This is a genomic window from Desulfovibrio sp. JC010 (genome assembly GCF_010470675.1).
Taxonomy (GTDB): domain Bacteria; phylum Desulfobacterota; class Desulfovibrionia; order Desulfovibrionales; family Desulfovibrionaceae; genus Maridesulfovibrio.
This window is the reverse complement of the sequence record NZ_VOIQ01000022.1, coordinates 1-18,164: the sequence shown is the minus strand read 5'-3', so window position 1 is coordinate 18,164 and position 18,164 is coordinate 1. Positions and strand designations below refer to the sequence as shown.

The 18,164-nt window shown below is 47.9% G+C and carries 19 protein-coding genes; 11 read left to right on the top strand and 8 right to left on the bottom strand.

The genetic code is table 11. The features are described 5' to 3' along the window. Positions 1–242: 242 nt before the first annotated feature. From FMR86_RS19140 to glnH, 4 genes are all read right to left on the bottom strand, one after another. Positions 243–818, bottom strand: a complete 576-nt coding sequence (locus FMR86_RS19140) for a calcium-binding protein (RefSeq protein ID WP_163353012.1) — start codon at positions 816–818, stop codon at positions 243–245. Between the two features lie 150 nt (positions 819–968). Continuing rightward, the gene (locus FMR86_RS19135) at positions 969–1,700 is read right to left on the bottom strand and encodes an amino acid ABC transporter ATP-binding protein (RefSeq protein ID WP_163353011.1); all 732 of its coding nucleotides are present in this window, start codon (positions 1,698–1,700) and stop codon (positions 969–971) included. A gap of 4 nt (positions 1,701–1,704) precedes the next feature. Then, complete coding sequence (locus FMR86_RS19130; RefSeq protein WP_163353010.1) at positions 1,705–2,373, bottom strand: amino acid ABC transporter permease; 669 nt, start codon at positions 2,371–2,373, stop codon at positions 1,705–1,707. Positions 2,374–2,449: 76 nt separating this feature from the next. Then, positions 2,450–3,193 (bottom strand): glutamine ABC transporter substrate-binding protein GlnH, encoded by a 744-nt coding sequence (gene glnH / locus FMR86_RS19125; RefSeq protein WP_163353009.1) that lies wholly within the window; start codon positions 3,191–3,193, stop codon positions 2,450–2,452. 835 nt (positions 3,194–4,028) lie between these two features. Here glnH and FMR86_RS19120 point away from each other — a divergent pair. Both FMR86_RS19120 and FMR86_RS19115 read left to right on the top strand, forming a co-directional pair. Next, positions 4,029–6,215 carry a glutamine synthetase III gene (locus FMR86_RS19120; protein WP_163353008.1) on the top strand — a complete coding sequence of 729 codons (2,187 nt, stop codon included), beginning with the start codon at positions 4,029–4,031 and terminating at the stop codon, positions 6,213–6,215. A 151-nt stretch (positions 6,216–6,366) separates the two neighbouring features. Next, entirely contained in the window at positions 6,367–6,909 is a 543-nt protein-coding gene (locus tag FMR86_RS19115) for a hypothetical protein (RefSeq protein WP_163353007.1), read from the top strand. 80 nt (positions 6,910–6,989) lie between these two features. Here the strand turns inward: FMR86_RS19115 and FMR86_RS19110 are convergent, their stop codons facing one another. Together FMR86_RS19110 and FMR86_RS19105 are read right to left on the bottom strand one after the other, a co-directional pair. Next, complete coding sequence (locus FMR86_RS19110) at positions 6,990–7,217, bottom strand: YgdI/YgdR family lipoprotein (RefSeq protein WP_163353006.1); 228 nt, start codon at positions 7,215–7,217, stop codon at positions 6,990–6,992. Positions 7,218–7,301: 84 nt separating this feature from the next. Then, entirely contained in the window at positions 7,302–8,975 is a 1,674-nt protein-coding gene (locus FMR86_RS19105; protein WP_239057299.1) for a glycosyltransferase, read from the bottom strand. A gap of 150 nt (positions 8,976–9,125) precedes the next feature. Between FMR86_RS19105 and FMR86_RS19100 the strand changes: the two genes are divergently transcribed. The 5 genes from FMR86_RS19100 to FMR86_RS19080 all read left to right on the top strand — a co-directional run bounded on the left by FMR86_RS19100 (position 9,126) and on the right by FMR86_RS19080 (position 14,087). Further along, the gene (locus FMR86_RS19100) at positions 9,126–9,821 is read left to right on the top strand and encodes a CatA-like O-acetyltransferase (RefSeq protein WP_203545024.1); all 696 of its coding nucleotides are present in this window, start codon (positions 9,126–9,128) and stop codon (positions 9,819–9,821) included. A 225-nt stretch (positions 9,822–10,046) separates the two neighbouring features. Beyond that, complete coding sequence (locus tag FMR86_RS19095) at positions 10,047–11,108, top strand: glycosyltransferase (RefSeq protein ID WP_275406953.1); 1,062 nt, start codon at positions 10,047–10,049, stop codon at positions 11,106–11,108. A 106-nt stretch (positions 11,109–11,214) separates the two neighbouring features. After that, positions 11,215–11,817 carry a MarC family protein gene (locus FMR86_RS19090; protein ID WP_163353003.1) on the top strand — a complete coding sequence of 201 codons (603 nt, stop codon included), beginning with the start codon at positions 11,215–11,217 and terminating at the stop codon, positions 11,815–11,817. 100 nt (positions 11,818–11,917) lie between these two features. After that, entirely contained in the window at positions 11,918–13,405 is a 1,488-nt protein-coding gene (locus FMR86_RS19085; protein WP_163353002.1) for a diguanylate cyclase, read from the top strand. A gap of 61 nt (positions 13,406–13,466) precedes the next feature. Further along, positions 13,467–14,087 (top strand): LysE family translocator, encoded by a 621-nt coding sequence (locus FMR86_RS19080; RefSeq protein ID WP_163353001.1) that lies wholly within the window; start codon positions 13,467–13,469, stop codon positions 14,085–14,087. Between the two features lie 9 nt (positions 14,088–14,096). On the opposite strand, the gene FMR86_RS19075 is transcribed toward FMR86_RS19080, so the two are convergent. Continuing rightward, on the bottom strand, positions 14,097–14,672 hold the full coding sequence (locus FMR86_RS19075; protein WP_163353000.1) for a TetR/AcrR family transcriptional regulator: 576 nt from the start codon (positions 14,670–14,672) through the stop codon (positions 14,097–14,099). A gap of 104 nt (positions 14,673–14,776) precedes the next feature. Between FMR86_RS19075 and FMR86_RS19070 the strand changes: the two genes are divergently transcribed. Continuing rightward, positions 14,777–15,568, top strand: coding sequence for an EFR1 family ferrodoxin (locus FMR86_RS19070; protein ID WP_203545022.1), 792 nt, complete (start codon positions 14,777–14,779; stop codon positions 15,566–15,568). A gap of 30 nt (positions 15,569–15,598) precedes the next feature. Here FMR86_RS19070 and FMR86_RS19065 read toward each other — a convergent pair whose 3' ends face one another. Then, entirely contained in the window at positions 15,599–16,345 is a 747-nt protein-coding gene (locus FMR86_RS19065) for an ABC transporter substrate-binding protein (RefSeq protein WP_163352999.1), read from the bottom strand. Between the two features lie 92 nt (positions 16,346–16,437). Here FMR86_RS19065 and FMR86_RS19060 point away from each other — a divergent pair, with 92 nt between their 5' ends. From FMR86_RS19060 to FMR86_RS19050, 3 genes are all read left to right on the top strand, one after another. Continuing rightward, positions 16,438–16,836, top strand: a complete 399-nt coding sequence (locus tag FMR86_RS19060) for a DUF2007 domain-containing protein (RefSeq protein ID WP_163352998.1) — start codon at positions 16,438–16,440, stop codon at positions 16,834–16,836. 4 nt (positions 16,837–16,840) lie between these two features. Further along, complete coding sequence (locus tag FMR86_RS19055) at positions 16,841–17,482, top strand: cyclase family protein (RefSeq protein ID WP_163352997.1); 642 nt, start codon at positions 16,841–16,843, stop codon at positions 17,480–17,482. Between the two features lie 233 nt (positions 17,483–17,715). Beyond that, the gene (locus FMR86_RS19050) at positions 17,716–17,964 is read left to right on the top strand and encodes a phage regulatory CII family protein (RefSeq protein ID WP_163352996.1); all 249 of its coding nucleotides are present in this window, start codon (positions 17,716–17,718) and stop codon (positions 17,962–17,964) included. Positions 17,965–18,164: the final 200 nt, after the last annotated feature.

The following is an 18,164-nucleotide window of genomic DNA, read 5'->3' as shown; positions in this document are numbered from 1 at the left end:
AAAAACAAATTACCCCATTGACCGGAAGTTAAGGATAAAATATATAAAATTACTATTAAATTTAAGGAAAGGTTGTAGCTGACGGCAAATTAATCACTGCAAACGACCCTAAGACATCAAAGAAATTTGGGGAAACCATCGTGGAAGCTTTGAATTAATCCACACACGAACCTTAAAATTGCATCAAAAACCAAAAGGCACGGACCGAAATCCGTGCCTTTTTTAATTCAATTGAAATAAAATTACTTACCTTTTTTCCATTCTTCCCATTCTTTTTTGCTCAGCTTTCCATCTTTATTCAGATCAGCTTCGCGCATGATGCGTTCGGCATTGAGAGGATAAACCTTAACAACCTCAGAACGGATAATGGTCTTGCTGCCGTCTTTATCGATATCGACAAATGCGCGGGCAAAGCGGACTCTCTCCATGGAATAAGAAATAGCCATGGCTTTGCGCCCAGTCTCAAGATAGTAGAGAGACATATTTTCCTTACCGGTCAATGTTCCCAAAGTATATCCATCCTCACCCTCGGCAAAATAGAGACTCATGCCGTCAGCACCGATAACGCCGCAGAACTTTTCAGTAACAAGATTCTCCTTATTCGGAGCAAACCATGCTTTCTCGCCTGAAAAGAGATTTCCATCCTGCTTCTTGATAATGAATACAGCCTTGTTGTCCCTGCGCTCGCCTTCCTTGGTAATCAATTTAACTGTTCCGACCCATGTACCGCGCAGTTCAGGATAACCATCGGCAAACGCGAAAGAACTCATCAGGACCACAACAAGTACGACAACACTGCAACTGAGAAATTTCTTCATTAAATAAGCCTCCCGAATTTCAAATTTAAAGATACTACCCTTATTTAACAAAGAACCGGATACGTCAACCAGTTCCAGCAAAATAACATACTGCAAATAAAAAAGGCAGCCCCGAAGGACTGCCCTTATAATCACGTTTTGATGATCCCTTTAAATATGGGATACAACCTTTCCGAGAAAATCTTTCAACCTCGGATTCTTGGGATTAGCGAAAACCTCGGTAGGATCGCCTTCTTCCTGAATAATGCCCTCATCAATGAAAATAAGGCGGTCGGCAACTTCCTTGGCAAAACCCATTTCGTGGGTAACCACGATCATGGTCATGCCCTCTTTAGCCAGCTTCTGCATTACTTCAAGCACCTCACCTACCAGCTCCGGGTCAAGCGCAGAGGTGGGTTCATCAAAAAGAATAACCTTTGGCTGCAGAGCCAGGGAGCGGGCAATAGCCACACGCTGTTTCTGCCCGCCGGAAAGCTGTTCCGGATAGTTGCGGGCCTTGTCTTTAAGGCCGACCTTCTCCAGCAGCTTCAGGCCAAGCTCGTCTGCATCACTCTTACCCATCTTACGGACCTTGACAGGACCGAGGGTCACGTTCTCAAGAATGGTCATGTGCGGGAAGAGGTTGAACTGCTGAAAGACCATGCCGGCTTCAGTACGCACTTCGTTGATATTGGTGTCCTTAGCCATAATATCATGACCGTCAACAATGATGGTTCCGGAAGTAGGCTCTTCAAGCTTGTTGATGCAGCGCAGCACGGTGGATTTACCGGACCCGGAAGGCCCGATAATACAGACAACTTCGCCGGATTCAACCTTTAGGTCGATACCCTTGATAACTTCAAGCTTCCCGAAACTTTTATGAAGGTTCTTAATCTCAATCATTTCACTACCTCCGGGAAGTATTCAGCTTTTTCTCAATGCGGCGCATTACATAAGCGATGGACAGAGTCATAACAAGATAGACACAGGCAACGGCAAGATAGACCTCAAAAGCGCGGAAGTTCACGGAAGTGATCTCCTGCCCGGTTCTCATGAGTTCGCCGACACCGATAACCATAAGCAGCGAGGTATCTTTAAGGCTGATGATAAACTGGTTGCCAAGGGGCGGAATCATACGCTTAAGTGCCTGCGGCCAGATAACAAAACGCATGGTCTGGGCATTGGTCAGGCCTATGGAGCGTCCGGCCTCAAACTGTCCTTTATGGATAGACTGAACCGCACCGCGTACGATTTCAGCAATATAGGCACCTGAATTGACTGCGATAATAATGATACCGGCGGTAATGGGAGGAATGCGCATCCCCAAAGCCATGGGAACCCCGTAATAAAGGAACATGGCTTGAACAAGCATGGGTGTACCCCTGATGGCTTCAACGTAAACCCCGGCAATTTTTCTGGTGAAAAAATTGCGGGAAAGCTTCATCAAACCAGCTGCGCTTCCAAGTAAAAATCCGAAAAACAGACCGCCGATGGTGATCTCAATTGTAAGTTTGAGACCACGCATGAGCATGGGAAATGTGTCCCAGAAAACTGTAGTGTCAAATGCGAATGCCATTACGACCCCTGTAAAAAAATAATGAGGGGCGGCAATATTGCCGCCCCATTGAACTTATAAGAATAATTGAGACTAATTATTTAGGCTCAGTACCGAACCATTTTACGTACAGTTCACGGTAGGTACCGTCTGCGCGCAGGTCTTTAAGAGCTGCGTTGACTTTAGCAACCAGAGCACTTCCTTTGGGGAAAGCAATACCGTACTGCTGGCCGTTGTAGAGAGGACCGACAACTTTAACCTGACCTTTACCTGCTTTGCGCATGAAGTCCGCGATAACCGGGGAGTCAAAGATAACAGCATCAGCACCGCCGGTCATGAGTTCCATGAACATGGCGTCGTTGTTGGGGTAAAGTTTAACTTCCTTGGCGTTTGCAGTCTTGGCGAAGTCTGCGGAAGAGGTGGACAGCTTGGTGGAAATGATTTTGCCTTTGAGATCTTCGATTCCGTTAATGGAGTTGTTGTCCTTTTTAACGAGGATGAGCAGACCGGAATTGTAGTAGCCATCGGAGAAATCAACTACTTTTGCACGTTCAGGCTTAATGGTGATACCGGCGATACCTACATCCAGCTGGTTGGACTGCAGACCGGGGATAATGCCGTTGAAGTCCATGGGCTGCAGGTCGTAATCTGCACCGATTTTCTTGGCAATGGCTTCCCAGAGCTCAACGTCAAAACCGGTGTGCTTTCCGGTAGCAGGATCTTTAAATTCAAAAGGAGGGAAGCTGGTGTCACAGGCAACGGTAAGTTTACCGGCAAAAGCAGTTCCGACCATGGTTGCGGTAATCATAGCAGCAACGATGAGAGTAAGCAGTTTTTTCATGAATCCTCCAAGACTGAAACATCATTTCTAAAAAAAATCTTCATCAGAAAAATGAAGATAGACCGATCAACAGGAAAATAATCCGTCGATTATTTGCGAAGGAGCGAAAATTAGCATTTTCTTCTACTAAATTCAAGAGATTGAGCGCAGACTGTAACATTAAAAATTTAATCAAAACACAAAATACAGCTAACAGATCAGGAACACACGCATTTTATAGCCGCACTTTCTATTGATTCACAAATCAACCGCCCTACGCCTAAATAGCAAATAACTGCTCCTACACGCGCTGATTATTCGAAATATACCAGATCATTTTCTGAAAAAAACTACGTTAAAATGAAAACAGTTTTCCCTGAATCTCAGCACGAAAACAGCCTGATAAATCGCCATTTCCATTTTCCTGCCAATATTTTTTTAATTTCCAGCTGACAACCCATATATATTAATGTAGACAGTTTCCGCAGGTCGTAAAAATGATCCACGTGCATTCTTTCTCAAGCGCTTTTTTTACGAAAAACACTGCTTTTCATACAAATCTCCGCTCTTTTAAATCTATTCTATACAATTTTGTAAGCAAAACCCAACCAAAGAGTTCGTCTACAAAATAAAATTACAATTTTGTAACAAAGTTCTGTTTCAACACAGACTCATTCTACATTTTTGTAAGTTAGTACAACACACCAGAGACACACAACCCACATAAGACGCTAAAATAAAACAACAAAACACTTTCGGCACACCATCTGCTTATACCTGAGCAGATTTGATGAAAGCCCAAAAATCTCCGCCATGCGGAGATAACCAATAAAAAATATTCAAGGAGTTTTTTCAAATGAGTTCAAACACCTCCCGCCAGGGTGCGATCACCGCAGTGACCAACTACTCTACCCCTGAAGCATCCTTCAGCTTTGCCGACACCAAACCCACCGAACTCTTCGGCTGCAACGTCTTCAACGACAACGTAATGAAGGACAGACTTCCCAAGAAAGTCTACAAATCTCTGAAAAAAACCATTGAAGAAGGTGCTGCAATCGATCCTTCCATCGCCGACACAGTTGCAAACGCAATGAAAGAATGGGCCATGGAAAAAGGCGCGACCCATTACACTCACGTTTTCTATCCCCTGACCGGCATGACCGCAGAAAAGCATGACAGCTTCATCTCTCCCGACGGCAACGGCAACTGCATTGCCGAATTCGAAGGCAAACTGCTCATTCAGGGTGAACCCGATGCATCCAGCTTCCCCAACGGCGGCCTGCGCGCCACCTTTGAAGCTCGCGGTTACACTGCCTGGGACGTAACCAGCCCCGCATACATCCTTGAGAACCCCAACGGAACTTTTCTGTGCATCCCCACCGCATTCATTTCCTGGAAAGGTGAAGCACTGGACAAAAAGACCCCGCTGCTGAAAGCAACTCAGGTGGTCAATACTTCCGCACAGCGCATCCTGAACATCTTCGGCGATGATTCCGGAAACCGCGTTGTATCCAATGCCGGTCCTGAACAGGAATACTTCCTCGTTGACCGCAACTTCTACTTTGCACGCCCCGACCTCATGATGTCCGGCAGAACCCTTTTCGGCGCAAAACCCGCAAAAGGACAGGAACTGGACGACCACTACTTCGGCGCAATCCCCCGCCGCGTGCTTTCCTTTATGATGGACGTAGAACACGAACTCTACAAACTGGGTGTTCCGGTTAAAACCCGTCATAACGAAGTCGCTCCCGGACAGTTCGAAATCGCTCCTGTTTTTGAACAGTCCAACATCGCCACCGACCACAACCAGATGATCATGACCACCCTCAAAAGCGTGGCCAAAAAACACGGTATGGTCTGCCTGCTGCACGAAAAACCTTTCGCAGGCATCAACGGTTCCGGTAAACACGTAAACTACTCCCTGAGCAGCAACGGCCACGGCTCCCTGTTTGATCCGGGCGACAACCCCCATGAGAACGCACAGTTCCTGATCTTCTGTGCCGCAGTTATCCGTGCAGTACACATGCACAGCAAGCTCCTGCGCGCAGTGGTTGCCACCGCTTCCAACGACCACCGCCTCGGTGCCAACGAAGCTCCCCCGGCAATCATGTCCATCTTCCTCGGTGAACACCTCTCCGAAATCCTCAACAAGATTCAGGAAGGCGACTCTCCGAACCCCACTTCCACAGGCTTCCTCAAGGCCGGCGTAGACACCCTGCCTCCGCTGCCCAGAGATGCAGGTGACCGTAACCGTACCAGCCCGTTCGCATTCACTGGCAACCGCTTTGAATTCCGCGCAGTAGGTTCCAACCTCTCCATTGCCGGTCCTCAGGTTGCACTGAACACCATGATGGCTGATTCTCTTGATTTCATCGCTGATGAAATGGAAAAAATCATGGGCGGCGACAAGTCCAAGCTCAACGATGCCGTAAACAAAGTCATCAAAGACATCATGGATGCACACGGACAGATCGTCTTCAACGGCGACGGCTACTCCGACGAATGGCACAAGGAAGCAGTTGAAGAACGCGGCCTGCCCAACCTGCGCACCTCCGCAGACGCCATTCCCGAAATTGCTTCTGCCGATTCAGTGGCAATGTTCACCAAATACGGTGTATTCACTGAAGAAGAACTGGAAAGCCGTAAAGAAATCTACCTTGAACAGTACAATCAGGCCATCGTCACCGAGGCTGCCCTGGTCAGCAAACTGGCCCAGACCCACATCCTCCCCGGCGCAGTTCGCTACCAGAAAGAACTGGCTGAAACCTGCGCTGCCATGAAAGAAATCGGCGTAGAATTCACCACCGGCACTCTCGAAGACGTAACTGCAAAGCTGCGCGGCATGCAGTCTGCCAACATCGAGCTCGGCAAAATCATGGACGCCAAGCCTGAAGGTGATATTGAGAAAGAAGCAAGATACCTCTGCGACACCGCACTTCCGGCAATGCTTGAAGTCCGCAAGTATGCAGACCAGCTTGAAGAAGTTGTTGCAGACGACCTCTGGTGCCTGCCCAGCTACTCTGAAATGCTGTTCATCAAATAAGAATTATCAATTACTGCCATATCCTTAAGCTTAGAAAGGCTCTTGCTCCCACCGGAGCAAGAGCCTTTCTTTTTAACTTCTCTTTACAAAATCCTAATTTCATATATATCCAGTATCATTAGTCGGGGTAATTAATCTGCATGGAGGAATAATGCTTAAAAAAATACTGGTCCTTATCACACTGACTTTCCTTTTCGCATTCACAGCCAATGCTGCATCTCCCTTGACTGGGGATCAGGTTGAAAGAGTTGTTAAAACACTGGAACAGCTGGACCCCATCATGGAACAGATGGAAGAAGATATGGAAGAATCAGGTGAAAGTGACGCAGATCCGCTTGATCCAGAAATGCTGCATAAGGAATTCGCCATGCTTTACGGTTACACCCCGCAGGCCCAGCGGATCATCGAAGCTAACGGCTTCACCTACAAAACATGGCCCGAAACAGCCGGACGCGTTGTCAAAGCCTTTGCATCCATCGCCATGGAAGAAGATGCAGATGCAGGCATGGGAGAACTGGAAGCAGCCATCGCCCAGATGGAAGCCGACCCCAACCTCAGCCCGGAACAGAAAAAAATGATGAAAGAACACATGCTTTCATCTCTTAAAACCGCTAAGGCCATGATGAAAGCCCCTGCGGAAGATGTGAAAGTTGTACGCCCGTACTTTGAAAAACTTTCCAGCACCATGGAATAAATTGCTTCATCCCATAAAAACAAAAGCCGGAATCCCACCTGACAGGAGATTCCGGCTTTCTTATTTAAAAATTACTGAAGCTACTTCTTATTCTCTTCAATCTGCTGCACATCTTCACGTTTGATTGTAACATCTTCACCGTCAACATTCTCATAAGTATAAGTGTTGGAATCCTTATCAAACTCCGGTGCACCAATGCTGACTGCAGTGGAACCGTCTGTCTTGGTAATGGTGTGATGTTTGGAACCGCATCCGGCAAAAACCAACAACCCGGCACACAACAATGCTGCCATAAAAATATTTTTCATATCCCGCTCCTTTATATGGTTTACAATGCAGCCTAGCAAAGAATCCGCCATACAACAACGAAAGAGATTAACGATCTCTACTATCTACCCGAATGTCTGGGCCATTTTCTCCAGTAATGCGGAAACCCTGTGTTCGTAGGTATGTTCAGCCAAAATCCTTTTGCGCGCGGCAGCGGTAACTTCAGCCCGCCCGGCATCATCAGCCAGCCATTTTTCAAGCAACGGAGCTATCTCGGAAATATCATTATACGAAACAATCTCTTTATCCGGTTCAAAGAGATCTTCCATCTGTTCACGATGATCGGTAAGCACAAACCCTCCGCAGGCCGGAACATCGAAAACACGCTGGTTAACCGCGCCCTTCATCTGCCTGCTGGTGCAGTTGAACCCGATCTTGGACATGGGATAGAAACCGGGCAGATCATTGTAGTAATCCAGATAGGCCAGATACCGCCAATCCCCTTTGCCCAGCAGCTTATGCCAGCCCTCATCACCCACAACAAGCGGCGCAAAAGGCAGCAATTGCTGAACACAGGAAAGACGGTAACTCCGGGTGGCCTCCCATGTGAGCAGAGCTTCAAAAGAGAGCCTGTGTTCATCCGTGGCGAAATTTTCCATTTTTTCGAGCAACTCAGGATGAGTATTGCGCAAAAAATCTTCCACGGAAAGCTCTGCACTTTCACCGAATCTCACTGCCAGTTCCGGCACACGTTTTTTAAAATCAGCATCAAGCTCGCTAAGCTCAAAATATTTATCCACCGCATTGACCATGGAATTACCGAGAAATGAAACTTCCGCCCGCCATTCGTCTCGCCCCGGAAGCCCCGGCTTAAACCGCTCCACATCTGTCGCCAGCGGCAGGTAAAAAACGTTCTCAAACCCCTTACGGCGCATGATTTCCAGATTCCCGGCATCATAGGTAAATATGGCGGTCAGATCAGGCAGGACATCAGCGTAACGGTAAAGAATCAGGTGCGGATTATCCACAAACCACGATGCCAGCGGTAATTTAAGCTTAAGCAACAGATCAGTAAGCTTCCCTTCCCGGTCCACGCCGAAATGGTTCACGGTCAGCGCGAAATCCGGCTTGAACTCAACCGCCGTACGCAACAGGTCTTCCACAAAACCATCACGTACAGTATCCCCCATACCGATATCCACATTACGGAATTCAATATCCAGCCGCTCCAGCGCGGCAGCAATCTCCCCGGTCAAAAAATACGGGCGGTGAAAAAACAGCACCCTCGGCTTTTTACTGCGGAATTTCGGATAAGCAACCTCGGCCCAAAAATCCACAGCTGCTGAATCCTGCTCATCTTCAATGGTATTGCCGATGGCGGAATACCATTCCCGGTCAAGCCGCAGATACAATGGTATTTTCACCAGCTCCAGCGGTCCTCCGCCATTATCCTTCCGCCACTGCCGGACCCGTTCCAGCACCTCTGCCGGATCACCGCCCAGCCACAAAACCTGCGGATGGTCGCGGAACTTATCAGCTCCGGAAGCCCCGGCAATGGGCGAATCATTATCCAGCACAGCAACAGGGCCGGATTTGAGCAACTCTTCAATGCACACGCCAAGCCCCGCACCCAGCAGAACTGGCAGTTTTCCGGGGGCAACGGATTCTGCAAGACCGCGCTCGCGTTCCGCGCCTTTGCGACCCCAGAGGTGCCACTTCTTGCCGCCTACGTGGATGCGCACATCAGCAACGCAATCCAGATCCAGCACGGGTTCAACTGTGTAAGCTAGTTTCGACATACAGAATATGTATGTCATTTCAGCATGCTGTGACAATGCTTGATTGCTATTTTTTCAAATAGAAAATGAGAGGTTTACGGACCGACCATTGATTAGTTATAGCTTTCCCGACCACGCAAACCAACAATTTCTAATATAATGAGACAATCAATGAATATAACTGACAATGCCCTTCAAACCGAAAGTAAAATGGAATTACTGGATCTGGAAACATGGGAACGGGCCGAACATTATAACTTTTTCGGCCACATGCAGAACAGCCAGTACGGCTTCACCGTGCAGCAGGATGTGACCGAGCTTTGCGCCTACCGCAAGGATCAGATCGGCTGCTCCGTAAAAATCCGTTTCTCATCCATGCTCTATTATCTGGCCACCCGTGCGGCCAACGAAATCCCGGAATTCCGTACCCGCAGGATAGACGGCAAGCCCGTAATATTTGACGTAATCCACCCGGCATTCACTTATATCCCCAAAGGGCGCAATCTGCACGCCAACTGCCTCTGCCGTCTTGGAAACGATTTCTGTGATACCGCCGCCAACATCGAAGCTGCCCGTGATGCAGCAGACGCAAACCCGACCCTCACCCCGGCGGGAGGAGACAAGCAGAACCTGTTCTATTTCAGCATAGTAAGCGGAGTAGAATTCACTTCCGCCAGCAATCCATGGGGAGACTCAGCCGACACCGCCCCGCGAATCCTGTTCGGAAATATCACAGAGAATGAATCCGGCAGAAAAATTATGTCCATATCCATTGAAGCGCGTCACGAATTCATGGACGGCAAGCACTTCGGAGAGTTTTTCAGTAAATTTGATGCCATGTGTAAGAAGCCGGGAGAATATTTGTAGGATGCCCCCGGCGGCCCTGCCGGGGGGCTTGAATCTGTGAAAGGGTCGGCTCATTCCTGCCCCCCTTTTGCCTCATTTCCAATTATCTTATCAAACGACTACCGTCGCATTTGACCATATCATGATGATCGAATAGGAATGACCCCACATGACGGATTTCAGAAATGTAAACCCAAAAAAAAGTTATCTTTTCATATTTAAATAAAAAACGGGACAATCACTATAATGAATATTCTCTTTGTAAATTCCACACGCAAATGGGGCGGAGTAAAAACGTGGTGTATTGATATGTCAACCAAACTGGCAGAAAAAGGACATAATACATGGATCATAGGGAGACCTGGGCCATTTACAGAGAAAGCTGAGCAACTGGGGGTATTGGGATCCGCACACACTTTCGGCCCGGATTTTAATCCAAAATCAATTTACTTCTTTATTAAATTCATGAAGAAGCACGACATTGATGTTGTAATATGCAATATTTCAAAAGGCCTGAGAACAGCCGGTGTGGCAGCCAGGTTACTGGGAATACCCGTAGTCCACCGTCTGGGAGCTCCACGAGATGTAGTAAACAGCTTCAAGACAAATACAATGCAGCTTTTTCTCAACGCTAACCTCCTCTGCTGCAGTGAATTTGTTCGCTCCTACCTACTTGAATCCGTTCCTTTATATAAAAGATACAACTTTAAGGCGATACATCCCGGCACACGTATAAATCAGGTCCCGCCTTCAACTGTCAACACTCCGCGCACCATTATTGCCACAAGTCAGCTGATTGAAAGCAAAGGACACGATCAGTTGCTGGTAGCACTGGCAGCATTAAAAAAACGCAATTACCAGTTTAAATGTATTATTGTCGGTACCGGCGGTGAAGAGAAGCGACTTAAAGAATTATGCACTAATTTAGATTTGGATGGACAGGTCGAGTGGACAGGCTTTGTAACTGACGTTCAATCCAAATTGAACATGGCGGATATCTTTGTACTCCCGACCTTTTGCGAGCCTTTGGGCATTGCACTGGAAGAAGCAATGGCTAACGGACTTGTTTCAGTAGCCCGCAATACAGGCGGACCGACAGAAATATGGCCGGACAAGCTTAAGCATTTACTGATAGACCCCGAAAGCAATGCTAAAGGGTTCGAACAGGCTCTGGCCGACCTGCTAGATCTTTCTGATGAGGAGCTGCTACAAATGAAACAGGACTTCAGAGAACATGCCACAACCACTTTTTCCTTAGATCTTCAAGCAGATAAATTTATCAGCTGGATGGAAAAATTTGTGAAATAGGCACCGTACTCTCGCAAGATTTACCGAGGAACATTCGCATTTAACGCCTGTCCGGTACAGCCGAGGTATTGTTGTAATGATCAAATCCTTGTAAGAGTTAAGAACCATGAAAGAATACATCCAAGCAGTTATAACCATCCTCGCTCTGGTCAACCCGCTGGTCTGCGTCGCAATATTCAGCGACTGTGTACAGAATATCCCTGCCGAGCAAAAAATAAAAGAAGCACTTAAAGCACTTACAGCAATCGGTGCAGTACTCTTTGCTTCCGCCCTGTTCGGAATGGCAATACTCAAAAACTTCGGCATATCCATGGCGGCCTTCTCCTGTGCAGGCGGGGGCATCCTCGCATGGATCGGGGCAAACATGCTTACTCCGGGACAAAACGATTCCACCGGCAATGGAACCGCGCAACCCAGTGAAACTTCACTTTCCCCGCTGATCCTTTTTGCCGCAAGCCCCGGAACCATCACCGCAGTGATAACTATCTCGGCTGCGCACGGCAGCCACACCCTGCCCATAACCGCCATTGCGGGAGTAGTCATAGCACTGGCTGTTCTGGCTGCGGCACTTTTATTTACCGCCAGATTTTCAAAAGGACAAAAAGAAAAGAGCGGAACACGAAAGATGATTTCAAGCTACATGGGAGTCCTGATTATTGCCATGGGCGTCCAGTTCGTGATGACCGGGATAAGTGAATTTTCCAAATAAGGATCGAAGCGATAAGACATAAAAGAGGCTGAGAAATTAAACCGCATTAAATAAGCCAGCCATTCTTCCCATCAAAAAACTGATCTGTTACTAAATTTACATGACCCTCAGAATCGGTAAAACTTCCGCAGCAATTGAAGGCGGACTGACTGTACGCGACCGACTGCTGGCCGCCATATCCCGCAGTGCCGAAGAAATCACATCCGGCAAAGGCTGGCCGGAGGGTGTTTTCGACCTTATGGCCGCTCTGGGACGTATTACCGGAGTCACCCGGGTCTGGATTTTTCAAACCATAGAACTCGGCGATGATTACGTTATTCAGGACTATCCATTTGAATGGGTTCCTGACGATGACCACGAACAGCTGGGGGCTGAAATCTTCCACATGTTCCGGAGTGAGCTGAACAACCCGGGAATGGAAGAATACCGTCATGTCATCAAAAGCAGGGCAAAAGGGGAATGGCAGAATATTATTGTCCCGGAACTCAGGAAGTGCTGGCTGAAAGATATTCTGGAACAGCAAGGCATCCTGTCCATGCTCAGCATTCCCATCATGGTTGAAGGAGAATGGTGGGGCACCCTCGGTTTTGATGACAATGATTGTGTGCGGGAATGGGATGACTCGGAAATAGCAATCCTCAGAACGGCCTCCTGTCTTGTGGCCAACGCCGTTATCCGTGACCGGCTCTCCACCCAGTCAAAACAGTTCTCTATTTTGCAGGGCATCACTGAATCAAGCTCGTGGAACTGGGACATCAAAAAGGGGCACTTCTGGTGCAGCACTGAAATTTTGTACCCCGGAAACAGCACACCGCCGGCCCTTCATACAAGCCAACGCAAATTCAGCGAGTACCTGCACCCGGACGACCGGGAAAGATTTGCCAGCGAGATGCGCAATTATCTGGACTCTCCGAAAGGAACCTTGCGTCATGAACTGCGCATCGCCCGTAAGGACGGCTCATATATATGGGTGGAGATTCTCGGCAGTCTTTCTTTTGATATTCAGGGTCGCCCCCAGAAAATGTCCGGTATTGCCATTGACATAGATGACCGTAAGAAAAAAGAGGCTGTACTGCGGGATCAAGCCATGCAGGACACCCTGACGGAAACTGCCAACAGACTGGCCTTTGAAAACAAACTTTCACAAATGCTCAATCAACACAGCGACGCAGACCCGTTTGCCATGCTGCTCATGGATTTGGATTACTTTAAAAGAATCAACGACAGCTGGGGACACCACATAGGCGATATGTCCCTCAAACATTTTGCGGACATCTGCCGCGAATGCCTGCGCAGCACGGATATGCTGGCCCGGATCGGCGGGGAAGAATTTGCCATTCTGTTACTGGGAGCTGATGAGCAGATCGCCATGAGAATCGGGGAACGCATCCGCAGTACACTGGAACACCGCCCCCTGCTCTGCAATGACTTAGAAATCAGCTTCACGGTCAGCATCGGGTGCACCTGTTTTTCAAATCAAGAACAGCCAATGGGAAAATCTAAACTTTACAAACTGGCTGATCAGGCCCTGTACACTGCCAAGAATAACGGGAGAAACAAGATCGTAAGCAGCAACAGTCTCAACTGACCCGGACTTGCCATACATGATTCCATGATTATGTTGCCTCTAAACCCATGCGGAGGAAAACATGATCAGCTACGAGTTCCTGATTACAGCACTGGTGGTGGTACTCATACCGGGCACCGGGGTAATCTACACAGTTTCCAATGGACTTTTTCTGGGCAAAAAAGCCAGCCTTGCCGCTGCGGCAGGATGTACTGCCGGAATTCTCCCTCATCTGACAGCATCGGTTCTGGGTCTGTCCGCCATCCTGCATATGAGCGCACTCACATTCCAGCTGATGAAATATACCGGGGCGGCCTACCTGCTCTATCTGGCATGGTTGACCTGGCGTGATACAGGCGGCTTAAGCTTCAGCAATCCCGGAAACGACAAAACAATTCCGCTGCAGCAGATTGCGAAACGGGGTTTTCTCATTAATATTCTCAACCCCAAATTATCAATTTTCTTTCTTGCCTTTCTGCCCATTTTCGTACCGCAGGAAGCCAGCTCCCCCACTCTGCATATGATGCTTTTAAGCGCGATTTTTATGCTTATGACCTTTGTTGTATTCATTTTTTACGGCCTTTGCGCCACAAAAGTGCGTGCCTATGTACTGGCTTCCCCCAAAATTATTCGCCGCATGCAGAAATCTTTTGCACTTATCTTTGCATCGCTGGGGCTGAAGCTGGCAGCAGCCGAACAATAGCAGATCAAGCTACCCAAGAGCCGCCATAACCACTTCGGTAAGTTCTGCGGCAAACTGATCGTCCATGGGTGCGTGACCGACCAGAAGGCGGTACCACATGGCACCGAAGACCATATCCACAAGAATGTCCGGATTCCTGCCGGCAGGGATTTGCCCATTTTCCTGCGCCCGAAGGAAAATCGAACGCAAAACAGTGCGACGTTCAGTAACAAAATTACTTTCAAAGCGTTGGCGGAACTCATCATCCTTCTGAGCCTGAGCCATCAGAAAACGCAGATGGATTCCCGCGCCATGCTCAATAGCCTGCATGGAAACACTTAAAAAGCCGCGCAGAGTTTCACCGAAGGTATCATATTCCGGAACCGTAATTTGCTCTCCAGCCTGCTGAAGCAACGCTTCCAGTACCACATCAGCAAGTGACGGCCACCAGCGGTAGATGGTCGGTTTACCTACTCCGGCCCGCCTGGCAATAGCCTCAATATTCAATCCCGCCCCACTGTTTTCACGTAGAAGCTCATGGGTTGCACCGAGGATCAACTCCCGCGCCTGCTCACTTCTGGGACGGCCTGCTTTTGCCTTCGCCATCGAAAAACCTCCGTAATCTTTAACCTCTTGTGCCACGTCTCGATGGATTTGACAAGTTTCATTACGTTACGTAACGTAATAAAAAAAACAAGGAGTGAATAAAAATGGAAAACCTTAAGCTTGCATATTTTTCGCCCACAGGCACAACCGCAAAAGTAATACATGAAATAGCCAGAGGAATGACCCCAGAATCACCTGAGACACTGGACTTAACCAGCCCGCAAGCCAGAACAGAAACACTGTGCAGTTCAGCAAAAGAGCTGCTCATACTGGCCGTCCCCGTATATATGGGCAGGATTCCGGCCATACTGGACGGCTTGAATCAACTCCGGCTTGAGCGCACTCCGGTAGTCTGTGTTGTGGTCTACGGCAACCGCGCCTATGAGGATGCCCTTCTTGAACTGGGTGCCGCAGTAAAAAAACGGGGAGGGATTCCCGTTGCCGGTGCAGCTTTTATCGGGGAACATTCATTTTCAAGCCCGGAACTGCCCACAGCACATGCCCGCCCCGACGCACAGGATTTAAAACAGGCATACGATTTCGGCTGCCAGATCAAAGCAAAACTTGAACAGCTTTCCGACAACCTTGAAAAACAGCAGGTAGAATTTCCCGGCAACAGACCTTACGGAGGGCTCACGAAATTATGGGATGTGGATTTTATCAGTGTGGATGAAAAATGCACGCAATGCGGACTCTGTGCAGAAATATGCCCGGCCAATGCCATCAGCACGGAAAAAAGCAGCTCCATTGACATTGTAAAATGCATCTCCTGCTGCGCATGCATTAAGAAATGCCCGGCAAATGCCCGCTCAATCAAACCCGGTCCGGTACAGGACGCAGCCCATCGTTTGAACAGCCTATTCAACGCCAGAAAAGAACCGGAAATATTTATTTAAACAAACGAAAAAAGACCGGTATCACAAGCACTAGCGATACCGGTCATAAATTTTTTCAATAGTGCCATCTTTCAGCAATTTATCAATTGCCCTGTTGAAACGCGGCACAGCTCCCTTTTTATGGGGATGAAAGCGAATCATCATATCAAGGGAATCGTATGGTCTGCTCACCACAAACCTGTCACCCAGCTTCTGGTCCTTGATCTGAAAGAGAGCAAAATCTTTATTCATCAAAGCCTGATCCAGACGCCCGGCCAGCAGGAGTTGAATCAATTTATTTTCATTTTCAAGTATATGGAGCTTCACCCGTCCGTCCTTAAAATAAGGACTGAATACCGGGTAATAATAACCCCGGACCCCACCGATGGTCTTACCTATTAATTCATCAGGGGAGTCAAGCGGAACCGCGGCCTGCGCATCAAACAGGACAATAGAATCAGAAACAGCAAAGGGCTTGCTGTATACCCCCAGAACCTTGGAAGATTTACGCCAAACAGGATTAGACATAGGTTCTATATCTATTTCGCCTTCATCAAATTTACGCTGAGACCGATTGAAGGGGCAACGCACATACTCAATGGTATCCCCGGTCTCCTTGGCGAATGCGTTGAACACATCTTTGACAATGCCGGTCCTTGAATCACCTTCCGCAAAATAATAAGGAGGAAAAGAACCGCTGTGGACCATAACACGAAGAGTTTCCGCAGCCCCGGTATGGGCAAAGGGAGTGGCAACAGCAAAAAAGACTGCAAGGAAACAGATCGCCAAATGTCTCATTTTTTGATACCCCACGATTGAAAGCATTCCAAATTAATCAGGGTGCTATATAGCTCAACTTTAACAATTAAACAATATTTCAATATTAAATAATGGACTCCCCCACATTCACTACCATTTATAAAAGCACTGTCGCATGGGACGTTCGACTGCTGCAGCAGAAATTGAAATCAGAAGGGATTACTTCCTTTGTTGATGATGAGAACATAACCACTCACAAACCATACCTTGCCCATGCCATAGGTGGAATAGGGCTGCGGGTTTATACAGAAGACGCGGAACGTGCAGTTGCGATCATCCGCAGCGTCAAACCACAACAGAAACACCCGTCTGTGTGTCGGGCCACCTGTCCAAAATGCGGAAATGAAGTTGCTGTTCGGTTGAAATGGCCTAAAACATCATACATAATTGCAATCCTGTTGCTGGGAATTCCATTTGTCCTGAGCACCCGCCTTGGCTGCACCAAATGCAACAATATCTGGTGGGACTAAAAATATGAAAACCATCGACCTCACCCACACTATCAAAGACGGCATGCCCGTATTCCCGGGCACGGAAACTCCGCGCATTGAGGAAGTCTTCAGCCATGAAGTACATGGATTCCAAGAGCACCGCCTCACACTCTTTTCCCATATCGGCACCCATATTGACGCCCCTGCCCACATGATAAAAGACGGCACAACCCTTGACCGGATGGAGACGGACCGCTTTGTCGGCCCCGGAGTATGCATCGACTGCACCCACAGGAATTCCGCAGACCCGCACATCAGCATTGACGATCTCGCAGCCTATGAATCAGAGATCAGCGAAAGTGATTTCGTCATCCTCAATAGCGGATGGTACAAAAACTGGGGCACCGATAAATATTTCAAGCACTATCCGGCCCTGACCCCGGAAGCTGCGCGCTGGCTGACCGATTTTGATCTCAAGGGAGTCGGCGTGGATGTAATTTCCATAGATTCCGCGGAATCAGGTAATTACGAAGTCCACAGCATTCTGCTGGAACAGGATACCATCGCCATCGAAAACCTCACTGAGCTGCACCTGCTTCCTGCTGACTGCTTTCTATTCTCATGCCTACCGCTTAAATATGAAAATGCAGACGGTTCACCGGTAAGAGCCCTAGCAATATACTAACAGAAACGTATGTATAATTAATACGTTACATGAATTTTATCTATAACCCCAAAAACAGATCAACCCTACCCTAAAAACCCTCCCCCACCACAAAAACCCTACCCTCAAATACAGTCCTGCATGACCAAGATACAGGCTTTAGCCCGTTTACAGATAGTCCTCTCGGCCACATAATGAAATTGAAGGAAGTGAGGTTTTACTTGCAAAACCCACGCAAGAAGGAGGACTAAAAAATGAGCTACGAAACAATCACCAAAGTGACCCAGGATATTGTACTTGAAGGAAATAAACCCGCCAAAGAGGTTGCCCAGTCCATCGGCAAGCCCTACTCCACCCTTTTGCGGGAAATAAACCCTTTTGACAACAACGCGAAGCTCGGAGCAGTCACCCTGATGGACATCCTCAAAACAACAAATGAGACCAAGCCGCTTGAGTATATCGCTGAAAGCTTAGGCTGTACGCTGAAACCGCGCATGAATTAAGCGTACAATAGTAAAATTTTTATAAGACAAAGCTGAATTCATAATGAATTCAGCTCAGATTGCTGACTAACCCCGCTTTTCTCGGAAAGCGGGGTTTTATTATGCTTTCTTCCGTTCGATTTAATTTGAAAAGCTCAAGTTTGTGCGACCAAAGTCAGATTTGGGATCAGAAGGGAAAATTGTGTTTATTTTGGAGAAAA

Excerpts from the sequence above, each read along its gene's own strand:
- FMR86_RS19140 (WP_163353012.1), bottom strand. The coding sequence starts at position 818 with ATGAAGAAATTTCTCAGTTGCAGTGTTGTCGTACTTGTTGTGGTCCTG.
- FMR86_RS19135 (WP_163353011.1), bottom strand. The coding sequence starts at position 1,700 with ATGATTGAGATTAAGAACCTTCATAAAAGTTTCGGGAAGCTTGAAGTT.
- FMR86_RS19130 (WP_163353010.1), bottom strand. The coding sequence starts at position 2,373 with ATGGCATTCGCATTTGACACTACAGTTTTCTGGGACACATTTCCCATG.
- glnH (WP_163353009.1), bottom strand. The coding sequence starts at position 3,193 with ATGAAAAAACTGCTTACTCTCATCGTTGCTGCTATGATTACCGCAACC.
- FMR86_RS19120 (WP_163353008.1), top strand. The coding sequence starts at position 4,029 with ATGAGTTCAAACACCTCCCGCCAGGGTGCGATCACCGCAGTGACCAAC.
- FMR86_RS19115 (WP_163353007.1), top strand. The coding sequence starts at position 6,367 with ATGCTTAAAAAAATACTGGTCCTTATCACACTGACTTTCCTTTTCGCA.
- FMR86_RS19110 (WP_163353006.1), bottom strand. The coding sequence starts at position 7,217 with ATGAAAAATATTTTTATGGCAGCATTGTTGTGTGCCGGGTTGTTGGTT.
- FMR86_RS19105 (WP_239057299.1), bottom strand. The coding sequence starts at position 8,975 with ATGTCGAAACTAGCTTACACAGTTGAACCCGTGCTGGATCTGGATTGC.
- FMR86_RS19100 (WP_203545024.1), top strand. The coding sequence starts at position 9,126 with ATGAATATAACTGACAATGCCCTTCAAACCGAAAGTAAAATGGAATTA.
- FMR86_RS19095 (WP_275406953.1), top strand. The coding sequence starts at position 10,047 with ATGAATATTCTCTTTGTAAATTCCACACGCAAATGGGGCGGAGTAAAA.
- FMR86_RS19090 (WP_163353003.1), top strand. The coding sequence starts at position 11,215 with ATGAAAGAATACATCCAAGCAGTTATAACCATCCTCGCTCTGGTCAAC.
- FMR86_RS19085 (WP_163353002.1), top strand. The coding sequence starts at position 11,918 with ATGACCCTCAGAATCGGTAAAACTTCCGCAGCAATTGAAGGCGGACTG.
- FMR86_RS19080 (WP_163353001.1), top strand. The coding sequence starts at position 13,467 with ATGATCAGCTACGAGTTCCTGATTACAGCACTGGTGGTGGTACTCATA.
- FMR86_RS19075 (WP_163353000.1), bottom strand. The coding sequence starts at position 14,672 with ATGGCGAAGGCAAAAGCAGGCCGTCCCAGAAGTGAGCAGGCGCGGGAG.
- FMR86_RS19070 (WP_203545022.1), top strand. The coding sequence starts at position 14,777 with ATGGAAAACCTTAAGCTTGCATATTTTTCGCCCACAGGCACAACCGCA.
- FMR86_RS19065 (WP_163352999.1), bottom strand. The coding sequence starts at position 16,345 with ATGAGACATTTGGCGATCTGTTTCCTTGCAGTCTTTTTTGCTGTTGCC.
- FMR86_RS19060 (WP_163352998.1), top strand. The coding sequence starts at position 16,438 with ATGGACTCCCCCACATTCACTACCATTTATAAAAGCACTGTCGCATGG.
- FMR86_RS19055 (WP_163352997.1), top strand. The coding sequence starts at position 16,841 with ATGAAAACCATCGACCTCACCCACACTATCAAAGACGGCATGCCCGTA.
- FMR86_RS19050 (WP_163352996.1), top strand. The coding sequence starts at position 17,716 with ATGAGCTACGAAACAATCACCAAAGTGACCCAGGATATTGTACTTGAA.